At 70.4% G+C, this 12,037-nt stretch carries 12 protein-coding genes and 1 pseudogene; 8 read left to right on the forward strand and 5 right to left on the reverse strand.

All coding sequences use genetic code 11. The features are described 5' to 3' along the window. Positions 1-820, reverse strand: a pseudogene (locus ACFE76_RS20055) (DNA-directed RNA polymerase subunit beta); the annotation flags it as partial. 405 nt (positions 821-1,225) lie between these two features. Here ACFE76_RS20055 and ACFE76_RS20060 point away from each other — a divergent pair. The 4 genes from ACFE76_RS20060 (at position 1,226) to ACFE76_RS20075 (ending at position 4,809) form a co-directional block, all read left to right on the forward strand. Next, positions 1,226-1,555 carry an L-rhamnose mutarotase gene (locus tag ACFE76_RS20060; protein WP_375433555.1) on the forward strand — a complete coding sequence of 110 codons (330 nt, stop codon included), beginning with the start codon at positions 1,226-1,228 and terminating at the stop codon, positions 1,553-1,555. Positions 1,556-1,820: 265 nt separating this feature from the next. Next, the gene (locus ACFE76_RS20065) at positions 1,821-3,122 is read left to right on the forward strand and encodes an L-fuconate dehydratase (RefSeq protein WP_375433556.1); all 1,302 of its coding nucleotides are present in this window, start codon (positions 1,821-1,823) and stop codon (positions 3,120-3,122) included. Positions 3,123-3,172: 50 nt separating this feature from the next. After that, positions 3,173-4,039 (forward strand): fumarylacetoacetate hydrolase family protein, encoded by an 867-nt coding sequence (locus ACFE76_RS20070; protein WP_375433557.1) that lies wholly within the window; start codon positions 3,173-3,175, stop codon positions 4,037-4,039. Continuing rightward, the gene (locus tag ACFE76_RS20075; RefSeq protein WP_375433558.1) at positions 4,036-4,809 is read left to right on the forward strand and encodes an SDR family NAD(P)-dependent oxidoreductase; all 774 of its coding nucleotides are present in this window, start codon (positions 4,036-4,038) and stop codon (positions 4,807-4,809) included. Before ACFE76_RS20070 ends, ACFE76_RS20075 begins: the two co-directional genes overlap by 4 nt. Positions 4,810-4,979: 170 nt before the next feature. On the opposite strand, the gene ACFE76_RS20080 is transcribed toward ACFE76_RS20075, so the two are convergent. Further along, positions 4,980-5,777 (reverse strand): hypothetical protein, encoded by a 798-nt coding sequence (locus ACFE76_RS20080; RefSeq protein WP_375433559.1) that lies wholly within the window; start codon positions 5,775-5,777, stop codon positions 4,980-4,982. Further along, entirely contained in the window at positions 5,774-6,673 is a 900-nt protein-coding gene (locus tag ACFE76_RS20085) for an ABC transporter ATP-binding protein (RefSeq protein ID WP_375433560.1), read from the reverse strand. The genes ACFE76_RS20080 and ACFE76_RS20085 overlap by 4 nt, the downstream gene beginning before the upstream one ends. A gap of 129 nt (positions 6,674-6,802) precedes the next feature. On the opposite strand from ACFE76_RS20085, the gene ACFE76_RS20090 reads away from it, so the two are divergent. Together ACFE76_RS20090 and ACFE76_RS20095 are read left to right on the forward strand one after the other, a co-directional pair. Continuing rightward, positions 6,803-7,978 (forward strand): sensor histidine kinase, encoded by a 1,176-nt coding sequence (locus tag ACFE76_RS20090; RefSeq protein ID WP_375433561.1) that lies wholly within the window; start codon positions 6,803-6,805, stop codon positions 7,976-7,978. After that, a complete protein-coding gene (locus ACFE76_RS20095) occupies positions 7,966-8,649 on the forward strand; it encodes a response regulator (protein ID WP_375433562.1) in 684 nt (227 codons plus the stop codon). The genes ACFE76_RS20090 and ACFE76_RS20095 overlap by 13 nt, the downstream gene beginning before the upstream one ends. An 83-nt stretch (positions 8,650-8,732) precedes the next feature. Here ACFE76_RS20095 and rplL read toward each other — a convergent pair whose 3' ends face one another. Both rplL and rplJ read right to left on the reverse strand, forming a co-directional pair. Beyond that, a complete protein-coding gene (gene rplL, locus ACFE76_RS20100; RefSeq protein WP_375433563.1) occupies positions 8,733-9,122 on the reverse strand; it encodes a 50S ribosomal protein L7/L12 in 390 nt (129 codons plus the stop codon). Between the two features lie 14 nt (positions 9,123-9,136). Next, positions 9,137-9,841 (reverse strand): 50S ribosomal protein L10, encoded by a 705-nt coding sequence (gene rplJ, locus ACFE76_RS20105; protein WP_375433564.1) that lies wholly within the window; start codon positions 9,839-9,841, stop codon positions 9,137-9,139. Positions 9,842-10,366: 525 nt separating this feature from the next. On the opposite strand from rplJ, the gene ACFE76_RS20110 reads away from it, so the two are divergent. Together ACFE76_RS20110 and ACFE76_RS20115 are read left to right on the forward strand one after the other, a co-directional pair. Next, positions 10,367-11,305: an NlpC/P60 family protein gene (locus tag ACFE76_RS20110; RefSeq protein WP_375433565.1), complete on the forward strand. Its 939-nt coding sequence runs from the start codon at positions 10,367-10,369 to the stop codon at positions 11,303-11,305. Between the two features lie 143 nt (positions 11,306-11,448). Further along, complete coding sequence (locus ACFE76_RS20115) at positions 11,449-11,943, forward strand: GNAT family N-acetyltransferase (protein ID WP_375433566.1); 495 nt, start codon at positions 11,449-11,451, stop codon at positions 11,941-11,943. The last annotated feature ends 94 nt before the right edge of the window (positions 11,944-12,037 follow it).

Raw genomic sequence — 12,037 nt, forward strand, 5'->3', positions numbered from 1 at the left:
GCGTCGGCGGCTCGCCCGGGCGCAGCTTGCGGTAGATGTCGAGCAGGGCCTCGTCCTGGGTGGTGGTGTGGTCCTTCTCCAGGGTGAGCCGCATCGACTCGTACTGGCCGAACTCCTCGAGGATCTGCGCGTCGGTCCAGCCGAGCGCCTTCAGCAGGACGGTGACGTTCTGCTTGCGCTTGCGGTCCAGCCGGACGCCGACCATGTCTCGCTTGTCGATCTCGAACTCCAGCCACGCCCCACGGCTCGGGATCATCTTGCAGGTGAAGATGTCCTTGTCGGAGGTCTTGTCGGTGGTCTGCTCGAAGTAGACCCCGGGGCTGCGGACCAGCTGGGACACCACGACCCGCTCGGTGCCGTTGATGACGAAGGTGCCCTTGTCGGTCATCAGCGGAAAGTCGCCCATGAAGACGGTCTGGCTCTTGATCTCGCCGGTCTCGTTGTTCATGAACTCGGCGGTGACGAAGAGCGGCGCGGCGTAGGTGACGTCGCGGTCCTTGCACTCCTCGACGCTGTTCTTCGGCGGCTCGAAGCGGTGGTCGCGGAACGACAGCGACATCGTCCCGGAGAAGTCCTCGATCGGGGAGATCTCCTCGAAGATCTCCTCCAGACCGGACTTGGTGTTGACGTCGGTTCGACCCTCGGCGAGCGCGTCGTCGACGCGCGTCCGCCAGGCGTCGTTGCCGACGAGCCAGTCAAAGGAGTCGACCTGCAGATCCAGCAGGTCCGGAACTTCCATGGGTTCGGCGATCTTCGCGAACGAGATCCGGCCGGTGGATGAAACGACTTTGGTGTTCGAGGCGGTGCGCGAGGCGGCCAACTGCTGTGTCCTTCCGAGACTCTCGGCGGGTGGAGCTATGAAGATGTGAGGTGCGGGACTTCACTGCCTCCGCGCATGCCGGACGGCCCGCGTCAATCAAAACGGGTCAGCGGATGCGGAGGGCAAGGTTCCAGCATAGGGATCGCCTAGAGATTTGACAAGTCGGAGGGCAGGACTCACCCACACGGTCAAACCGGGTCCGTCGGCGCGGGGGTGTCACTCGTGGAAAACGACCTCGAGAGCACCCGCTCCGCGCGACGACCACGTCGAACGCTTGCCGCAGAGCATACCGCCGAATCGGGTCCTGACAAGCCGAACGAGCGAGGTTGACCTGCCCGGGTTCAGCGGGGCGTCCGGACTCCCCCGGCCGTAGGCTGACGACGTCGTCGCCAGACAGGAGGGCTCGTGCAACGAATCGCCCAGGTCATCGCGCTCGCGCCGGAAGCGGTGGAGCGCTACAAGGAGATGCACGCCTCAGTCTGGCCGGGGGTGCTCAGGACCATCCGAGCGTGCGGGATCACCAACTACTCGATCTTCCTGCGGGAGCCCGAGCTGTTGCTCTTTGCCTACTACGAGTACGTCGGGGAGGACTTCAGCACCGACACCGCGGCGATGGCCGCCGACCCCACCACCCAGGAGTGGTGGGAGCTGACGATGCCGCTGCAGCGTCCGCTGGAGACCCGCGCCGACGGCGAGTGGTGGGCAGAAGCCACTGAGGTCTTCCACACCGACTGAGCCTGGAGCGCAGGACGCGCTCCGAGCAGCACCGGATGGCCGGCACGTACGCCGCCACACCGACCCTCGCGGTGCCGGAGCAGCGCCTCGTCCTGGGTGGTGGGGTTGGTCGGCCCGTACCCGGGCCCGAGCCCGTGGTCGCGGCCCGGTCGAGATCCCAGACGTGCTGATGGGCGTCGAGGCTCACGGCCGGAGGTGAGCAGCGGGCCCTCAGGTGAACGGCCGCTAGGCTGCCCCGACGACGCTCGATCCTGGAGGCTGCCGCGTGCCTGTTCTCACCGCTGTGGATGTCCTGGACGTCCGTTTCCCCACGTCGTTGACCGCCGACGGGTCGGACGCCATGAACAAGGACGGCGACTACTCCGCCGCCTACGTCGTGCTGCACACCGACGACCCCGGGCTCTGCGGCTACGGCTTCACCTTCACCATCGGCCGCGGCAACGACCTGTGCGTCGCCGCGGCCCGGCAACGCGCCCAGCCGCTGATCGGGCTCGACCTCGCCGAGGTGACCGGCGACCTCGGCGGCACGTACCGGCGGCTGCAGGCCGACACCCAGCTGCGCTGGCTCGGCCCGGAGAAGGGTGTGGTCCACCTCGCTCTGGCGGCGGTGATGAACGCCGTCTGGGACCTCGCGGCCCGGCAGGCGGGGCTGCCGTTGTGGCAGTTCGTGGCCGAGACGGAACCCGCCGCCCTGGTGGACACGATGGACCTCAGCTATCTCTCCGACGTGCTCACCCGTGACGACGCCGTGGCGATGCTCGAGCAGCTACGGCCCACCCGGCACGAGCGGCTGGCGGTACTGGAACGGTCCGGCTACCCCTGCTACACCACCTCGGCCGGCTGGCTCGGCTACTCCGACGACAAGCTGCGACGCCTGTGCCAGGAGGCCGTCGACGAGGGCTACCGCTACCTCAAGCTCAAGGTGGGCGCCAACCTCGAGGACGACCTGCGCCGCTGTGCTCTGGCGCGCGAGGTGATCGGCCCCGACGTCCACCTGATGGTCGACGCCAACCAGGTCTGGGAGGTGGGGACGGCGATCCGCTGGGTGCAGGAGCTGGCACAGTTCGACCTGCTCTGGATCGAGGAGCCGACGAGCCCCGACGACGTCCTGGGCCACGCGGCCATCCGGCGGGCCGTCGCGCCCGTCGGCGTGGCCACCGGCGAGCACGGGATGAACCGGGTGCTGTTCAAGCAGCTGCTGCAGGCCGAGGCGATCGACTTCTGCCAGATCGACTCGGCCCGGCTGGGCTCGCTGAACGAGATCCTGCCGGTGATGCTGATGGCGGCGAAGTTCGGCATCCCGGTCTGTCCGCACGCGGGCGGTGTCGGGCTCTGCGAGCTGGTCCAGCACCTGTCGATCATCGACTTCCTGATCATCTCCGGCACCACCGAGGGCCGGGTGGCCGAGTACGTGGACCACCTGCACGAGCACTTCGTCGAGCCGTGCGTGATCAAGGACGCCGCGTACGTGCTGCCGACCGGTGCGGGTTACAGCGCTGAGATGCATCCGGCGTCGGTGGCGAGGTACGCCTATCCCGGAGGCAGCTACTGGAGCTCGGCCTTCTAGCCTGGCCCGGGGCGGGCCTCCGTCCAGCACCAACGAGAGAGAGACCCCCCATGAAGCTGGCTCGTCTGGGCCCGGTGGGCCAGGAACAACCGGTCGTGGTCACCGACCGCGGCAGCTACGACCTGAGCGGTCTGGTCTTCGACCTGACCGGAGACTTCCTGGCCAGCGACGGCCTGCAGCACGTCCGCGCGGCGCTGGACGCCGGCGAGCTGCCCCGGGTCGAGACCGAGGGCGTCCGGGTCGGCGCCCCGATCGCCCGGCCGAGCGCGGTGATCTGTATCGGCATGAACTACGCGGCGCACGCCGCCGAGTCCGGCGCCTCCCCGCCCGAACAGCCCGTGATCTTTCTCAAGACGCCCAACACCGTCGCTGGACCGTACGACCCGGTGGCCATCCCGCGGGGCAGCGCCAAGACCGACTGGGAGGTGGAGCTGGCTGTGGTCATCGGCCAGCGGGCCTCCTACCTCGACTCGCCCGCCCAGAGCCTCAGCCACATCGCGGGCTTCACCGTCTGCGACGACCTGTCCGAGCGGGCGTTCCAGCTGGAGGTCTCCGGCGGTCAGTGGAGCAAGGGGAAGTCCTGTGCCGGGTTCACCCCGACCGGGCCGTACCTGGTCACCCCGGACGAGGTCGACCACGCCAACCTGCGGCTGCGCAGCTGGGTCAACGGTGAGCCGCGGCAGGACTCCTCGACCGCGGACCTGATCTTCGGGGTCGAGGAGATCGTCTTCGAGCTCAGCCAGTACCTGGTGCTCGAACCCGGCGACCTGGTGCTCACCGGGACGCCGGAGGGCGTCGCCCTGTCGGGCCGCTTTCCCTACCTCAAGGAAGGCGACGTGGTCGAGGTGGAGATCGACGGCCTCGGCCGACAGCGGCACGTGTTCACCGACTGGTCTGCTCTGGAGGGAGCACAGTGAACGCCACGGACGTCGCCGACGGGGAGTTCGACGGGCTGGTCGCCCTGGTCACCGGCGGCGCGTCCGGGATCGGGGCGGCTATCGCAGCCCGGCTGCAGGCGGGGGGCGCCCGGGTGGCCGCGCTCGACCTGCGCGCCGAAGGGGTGGCCGAGGGCCTGCTGGCGGTGACCTGCGACGTGTCCGACGACGCCTCGGTCCGTGCGGCCGTCCAGACCGTGGTCGATGAGCTGGGCGGGCTGGACATCGTGGTCAACAACGCCGGCATCGGCGCCGCCGGCACGGTGGCCGACAACGACGACACCGAGTGGCACCGGGTCTTCGACGTCAACGTGGTGGGCCTGGCCCGGGTGACCCGGGCCGCCCTCCCCCACCTGCGGGCCTCCTCGGCCGCCGCCGTGGTGAACACCGCCTCGGTCGCGGCGACCGCGGGCCTGCCGCAGCGCGCGCTCTACAGCGCCACCAAGGGGGCGGTGGCCGCCCTGACCCGGGCGATGGCCGCCGACCACGTCGCCGACGGCATCCGGGTCAACTGCGTCCACCCCGGGACGGCCGACACGCCCTGGGTCCAGCGGCTGCTCGCCGCCGCCGACGACCCGGCCGCCGAGCGGGCCGCGCTGGAGCAGCGGCAGCCACACGGCCGGCTGGTCAGCGCTGACGAGGTCGCCGACGCCGTGGCCTACCTGGCCAGTCCGCGCTCCCGCTCGACCACCGGCACCTCCATCGCCGTCGACGGCGGCATGCAGGACCTCCGGCTGCGGCCACGCAGCTGAACGCGTCCTGCACCTGTCAAAGGGCCCTAGCAAACGCGTCCCGAGCTTGTCGAGGGCCCCGAAGGGGTGCGGCTGCTCTTGCTAAGAGTCAGCGCAACCTCTTCGAGGCCTTCGACAAGCTCAGGACGCGTTTCCAACAAGCTCAGGACGCGGGTGCATGGCGCTAACCGCTAGCTGAGCTCGCGGTGGACCAACCGGTACGCCCCGATCAGCAGCGGCAGCAGGATCCAGACGGCGACCGAGGTGCCGAGCCGCGCCCAGTCGACGCCGGTCAGGCTGCCGCTGAGCAGCGGGCCCGCGGCGGAGTTGAGGTCGCACCAGGGCGCCACCTTCTCCAGCCACGACACCAGCGCGGTGAGCACCGACCACAGCTGAGGCAGGGCGAGCAGAGCCACGATGGCGCCGGCGCTGTTGCCGATCGCCGCGCCGAAGGCCAGGCCCTGGGCCACGCCGAGCACCTGGAAGGCCAGCCCGCCGGCGAGGAGCGAGCCGTCGAACGCCCACGACCCGTTTCCGTCCAGCCAGAGCAGTCCGACGACGTTGGCCACGGCCCCCAGCGCCAGCGCGGCGCCGACCGCCAGCACGGCGACCACCGCGACGGCCACCAGCTTGGCGGCCCCGACCCGTAGCCGCCGCGGCTCCAAGGTGAAGGTGACCAGCCCGGTGCGGTGGGTCCACTCCGCCGTTGCCGTCAGGATGCCCAGCACCGGCAGCAGCAACGCCTGCGGCAGGGCGGCGGTCGTGGCCAGCAGCTGCCAGGTCAGCTCGGTCCCGTCGGTGGTGAAGAGCACCAGGGTGACGGCGCCGAGCGTGACCAGCAGGATCGCCAGCAGGACGCCGCGGCCGGCCCGGGTGTCGAGCAGCTTACGGCCTTCGGCCAGAGCGAGCCGGGCGAACGGCACCGGGACCGGAGCTGGCGGGTTCGCCGTCGGGGAAGGGGTGGACGTGGCGTAGGTCAGGGTGCTCATGCTGCGTTCTCCGTCGTGAGGTCGTCGTTGGTCAGGGTGAGGAACAGGTCTTCCAGGCCGGTGTTGTCCGCCGGCCGGAGCGAGGTCAGGGCGACGCCCGCGTCAGCGGCCACCCGGCCGATGCGCGCGGCCTCGGCACCGACCAGCAGGGTGTCGACGCCCGTCCGGCTGACGGCCATCCCGGCCCGGTCGAGCGCCGAGGCGAGAGCCGCGGAGTCTGCGGACGTGACCACCGTGCCGGTCCCGGCCAGCAGGTCGGTCTTCGCACCGGCCGCGACGACTCGGCCGTGGTTGATCAACACCAGCTCATCGGCCACGACCTCGATCTCGCGCAGCAAGTGCGAGGAGAGCAGGACGGTCCCGCCGCGGTCGGCGAAGCCGCGCAGCAGCGTCCGCATCCACGCGATCCCGGCGGGGTCGAGCCCGTTCGCCGGCTCGTCGAGGACCAGCACCTCGGGGTCGCCCAGCAGTGCGTGGGCGAGCCCGAGCCGCTGGCGCATGCCGAGGGAGTAGTGCCGGACGCGCCGCCGGGACTCCACAGCGGTCAGGCCGACCTCGGTGAGCAGCCCGTCGACCCGAGCCCGGTCGACGCCCATCACGAGCGCGGCCAGCGTCAACACCTCACGGCCCGTACGGCCGCCGTGCTGGGCGGAGGCGTCGAGCAGGACGCCGACCTGACGGCCGGGGTTGGGCAGGTCGCGGAAGGCGCGGCCGAGGATGGTGGCGGAGCCGGTGGTCGGGGGGGTGAGTCCCACCAGCATCCGCAAGGCGGTGGACTTGCCTGCACCGTTGGGTCCGAGGAAGCCCGTGACGGTGCCGGGGCGGGCCTCAAAGCTGACGTCGTCGACGGCGGTGAACGATCCGTACCGCCGGGTGAGCCGTTCGAAAGTGATCATGCGTCGACTCTGGCGGTCGGCCCCCGGTGCCCACATCGGTCGCAGGGCTACGGCCGTACCGACCAAGGTCGATCATCGGCGCGCCTTTGGTCGCTCGGCCCCCGAGCGTCAGCGCACTAGCCTGATCAGGTGCCCAGCTCCGAAGCGCGTCCGCTGAGGCGGCGCCAGGAGGTCTGGCGCTACGTGGTCGTGGTGCTGCTCGGACTGCTGGGGTGGACCTTCCAGTTCACCGAGGAGATGTCGCCGGACACGTTCCAGCCGGTGCTGGACCTGGTGGTCGGTACGGCGGCCATCGTGGCCATGCACTGGCGGCGGCGCTGGCCGGCGGCGGTCGCTGGGGCGCTCGCCCTGAGTACCGCGGTGTCGGCCCTGTCGGCGGTGGCCGCCCTCCTCGCCTTCGTCTCGCTGGTGACGACCCGACGGTGGCGGGCCGTGGTGCCCGTGGCACTGGCGTTCCTCGGCTCCGCCCTGCTCTACGACCTGCTGGTACCCACGGTCGGCGGCGGCGGCGAGGCGTGGCGGACCACCCTGCTGGGGACCGGCGTCGTCCTCGGCATCTGCTGCATCTTCGGGCTGTACCTACGCGCCCGGCGCGACCTGGTCGACTCCCGCCGCGACCGGGCGGAGACGGCCGAGCGCGAGCAGATCGCGCGGCTGGAGCAGGCTCGGCTGAGCGAACGCACCCGGATCGCGCGGGAGATGCACGACGTGCTGGCCCACCGCATCTCGCTGGTCTCCTTGCACGCGGGGGCGATGGTTTTTCGTGAGGACCTCAGCGCGGAGGAGCTGCGGGCCTCGGCCCGGGTGGTGCAGGAGAACGCGCACGCTGCCCTCGGCGAGCTGCGGGACGTCCTCGGCGTCCTCCGCGACCCCGCCCCGGCGGGAGCCGCCCCGACGCCGGCGCCGCCGCAGCCGCAGCTGGCGGACCTGCCGGCCCTGCTCGAGGAGGCCCGGGCGGCCGGCACCCCCGTCCGGCTGGAGGGGACGGTGCCGGCGGCCCAGCCTGGAGCGGGCACCGTCGGCCGGACCGCCTACCGGATCGTCCAGGAGTCGCTGACGAATGCCCGCAAGCACGCGCCGGGCGAGCCGGTCCGGCTGCGGCTCGACGTGGTCGACGACCGGCTCGAGATCGTGGTCAGCAACCCGCTCCGGCCGGTCGGCGGGGTCGACGGGAGCGAGCCGACCGGTGCTGGTCTGGGTCTGGTCGGCCTCACCGAGCGGGCCGAGCTGGTCGGCGGGGCGCTCGAGCACCAGCGGCACGCCGACCGTTACGAGCTGCGAGGGTGGCTGCCGTGGACAACCTGACCGAAGACCAGACCACACCGGCGGTGCGGGTGCTGATCGCCGACGACGACGCGCTCGTCCGGGCCGGGCTGCAGCTGATCCTCGGGGGACGGTCCGACCTGACGGTGGTCGGCGAGGCTCGGGACGGCATCGAGGCCGTCGAGCTGGCCCGCCAGCTGCGGGTGGACGTGGTGCTGATGGACATCCGGATGCCGCGCCAGGACGGTCTCGCCGCCACTGAGGTGCTGGTGCGCTCCCCGCACCCGCCCGCGGTGCTCGTGCTCACGACCTTTGACACCGACGAGTCGGTGCTGACCGCGCTGCGGATCGGCGCCAAGGGCTTCCTGCTCAAGGACACCCCACCGGAGCGGATCGTGGACGCCGTCCGCCGGGTGGCGGCGGGCGAGCCGATGCTCTCGCCGCGGGTGACGGCCCAGCTCATCGCCGCGGTGACCGCGTCGGGGGCCGGCGACCGTGGGACGGCAGCCCGGGCGCGGCTGACCACCCTGACCGAGCGGGAACACGACGTCGCGCTCGCCATCGGCGCCGGCCGCTCGAACGCCGAGATCGGTGCGGAGCTCTACCTCAGCGTCGCGACGGTCAAGGCTCACGTCACCCGGGTGATGGCCAAGCTCGGGGTGGAGAACCGGGTTCAGGTCGCCATCTGCGTGCACGACGCCGGCGCGGCCTGACCCCCCACCCACCTAGTAGAGGGGGGACGACAAAGCCCCGGTCTCGACCGAGACCGGGGCGTTCGTCGTGCTGAGGTGAGGAGCTACTTGACGGTGACCTTGGCGCCGGCGCCCTCGAGGGCCGCCTTGGCCTTCTCGGCCTGCTCCTTGGTGACCTTCTCCAGAACGGCCTTGGGGGCGGCCTCGACCAGGTCCTTGGCCTCCTTCAGACCGAGGCTGGTGAGGGTACGCACCTCCTTGATGACCTGGATCTTCTTGTCGCCGGCCGCCTCGAGGATGACGTCGACCTCGTCCGAGGCCTCCTCTTCCTCGACCACCGCGGCGCCGCCGGCACCGGCCGGGGCAGCCGCAGCCACAGGGGCAGCAGCGGTGACGTTGAACGTGGTCTCGAACTCCTTGACGAACTCACTGAGCTCGATCAGGGTCAGCTCCTTGAAGGCGTCAAGGAGCTCGGTGGTGCTGAGCTTCGCCATGGTGGGCGTCCTTCCTAGTTCTCGTCCGCGGCGGGTGCCGCTTCGGTGGTGACCGCGGCGTCAGCCGCAGTCGTGTCCTCCGCAGCGGGTGCTGCCTCGGTGCTCTCTTCGGTGCTCTCTTCGGCGGCCGCGGGTGCGGCCGGTTCTGCGTCCTGCTCCTGGTCGACCACGGCGGCCGTGCCGGCACCGCCGATGATCGAGGGGTCTTCCGCTGCCGCGTCCTGCAGGGCCGCCATCAGACGGGCGGCCTGCGAGAGCGGGGCGGAGACGAGCGAGATGGCCTGCTGCAGGACACCCTGCATGCCACCGGCGACCTTGGCGAGGAGAACCTCGCGGGACTCCAGGTCGGCCAGCTTCCTGACCTCGTCGGCGTCCAGGACCTTGCCGTCCAGGACCCCAGCCTTGATGACCAGAAGAGGGTTCGTCCGTGCGAAGTCACGCAGACCCTTCGCGACGACGACGGGGTCGCCCTCGATGAAGGTGATCGCGGTGGGGCCGACGAGGTGGTCGTCGATCCCGCCGACGCCCGCTTCCCGGGCAGCGATCGTGATCAGGGTGTTCTTCGACACGGCGTAGGTGGCGTTCTCACCGAGTGAGCGACGCAGTTCTTTCAGCGCCTTCACGGTGAGCCCGCGGTACTCGGTCAGCACTACGCCCGTGGAGCTGGAGAACTTCTCCGCCAGCTCCGCGACCGCGGCTGCCTTGTCCGGCCTCGCCATAGTCTCCTCCGCTTCGTTTTGTCGATCCGTGGTGCGCGCTACGGATGCAGCGCTGCCGAAGGACTGACCCGCAGGCGGGCAACAAAAAAGCCCCAGGACGCACAGGCGTCATGGGGCATCACTCGCGGCGACCACCGGTCGTGATCCGTGCGGACCTCGATCGACGAACGCAGCGGTGGCTGCGGTCCAATCACCTGCGCGGGCCATCCGTCCGGTCTCCCGGACGACGTCTTCGGATCGCCGCACCCGTACTCGAGAGCACGAGGCTGCGACCGACCAGCGGTCTTCGGCGTGAGCCAGCGTACCGGGGCCGGGCCAGCCGGTCCAAATCGGCGCCGGACGGGCAAGCCGATAAGAACGGTTCGCGGGGATCTCGGGCTCGGGTGTCAAGCGACGCGCCGATGGTTTGACGGCCCCACTTGGCGAAGAAGTCACGATTTGATAACGTGCGCCAGCCGGTTGGCCACGGCTGAACTGCTCGGAGCATACCGAGCGGTCCATCGAAACTCGAGGGAGAGCCACCGCATGCGCAGAATCCGCACGAGCGCCGCCGCGTTGTTGACCGGCTTGGCGCTGACCGTTCCGGTCGCCGCGACCGCCGACGCCACCACCCCCACTGTCGCCCCCACCAGTGCCGCCAGCACCACCACCTGTCACGGCCTCTCGTTCAAGAGCTACCCCACGATTCGCAAGGGCTCCAAGGGCGCCCAGGTGAAGGTGATGGAGTGTCTGCTGCGCGAGGCTGGCCGCTCCACGAGCGTCAACGGGAAGTTCTCCGCCCACGACGCCTCCCAGCTGGCCAAGTACCGGTCCTCGATGGGCTTCCGTCCGCTCAAGGTGGGCGGCCGTATCGTCTGGTCCTCGCTGCTGTCGAAGGGCACCCGGCCGGCGCTCAAGGGTGGTGACACCGGCGTGAACGTGCTCCGGCTGCAGCGCACCCTGCAGTCCCTCGGCTGGACCAAGGTCGACCTGAACAGCCGCTACGACGCCAAGACCGTCAGCGTGGTCAAGTCCGCGCAGAAGCAGGCCCACCAGAAGCGGACGGGCAAGGCCACGGTCGCGCTGTGGAAGGACCTGCAGCACGGCAAGCTCTCCGGTCCGGCCAAGAAGAAGGCGTCGAGCAAGGGCGCCACCGCGCTCGCCTTCGCCAAGAAGCAGCTCGGTGACTCCTACCGCTTCGGCGGCAGCGGCCCCAGCCACTGGGACTGCTCCGGGCTGACCGCGGGCGCCTGGAAGAAGGCGGGGGTCAAGCTCCCGCACAGTGCGGCCGCCCAGTACCACCGCGGCAAGAAGGTCTCGAAGTCGAACCTGAAGGTCGGCGACCTGGTCTTCTTCTACTCCGGACCCAGCCACGTCGGCATCTACGCCGGGCACGGCAAGATCATCCACGCCCCCCGCCCGGGCTCGAAGGTGTCCTACATCAAGATGAGCTACATGCCGTTCAAGGGCGCCCGTCGCCCCTGAGGACCAGCGAGGGTCGGGTGGGCGGATGGTGTCCGACGACCGAGCGAGCGCGACATGCTGTTCCCTCGCGCGAGCGGGAGAGGCAGACACCATTGAGCGCCCCGCCCGGGCCCGAGCCGGAGAGCACGTGGTTGGCTGACCGGGTGCACCCCGCCGTACGTCCCGCCCTGGTCTCCGACGTGGACCGGATCCACCAGCTGGTCGGCGAGCTGGCCGCGTACGAGCACGCGGCGGACCAGGTGCGGGCCACGCCCGACCAGCTGCGGACGGCCCTGTTCGGACCGGCGCCCGCGGTGTTCGCGCTGGTCGCCGAGGGTCCGGACGGCGAGGTCGTCGGCTTCGCCCTCTGGTTCTTGAACTTCTCGACCTGGGAAGGCGTCCACGGGATCTACCTGGAGGACCTCTTCGTCCAGCCCGCCCACCGCGGGTCGGGACTCGGCAAGGCGTTGCTGACCGCGCTGGCCGCCCTGGCGGTCGAGCGCGGCTACGCCCGGTTCGAGTGGTGGGTGCTGGACTGGAACACCCCGTCGATCGAGTTCTACCGGCGGCTCGGCGCCGTGGCGATGGACGAGTGGACGGTCTACCGGCTGACCGGGGACGGTCTGCACTTGGCTGCCGGGCTCGCAGCCCGTCCCTGAAAATCGACCCCGAGAAGAGCGAAAAGACGCTTGGATTCAAGCTTGGATTCAAGCTGTCGATGCAACAGGTTCGGTTGGCTCGGATAGTAGCCGG

It is taken from the genome of uncultured Friedmanniella sp., assembly GCF_964244005.1.
GTDB lineage: Bacteria > Actinomycetota > Actinomycetes > Propionibacteriales > Propionibacteriaceae > Microlunatus.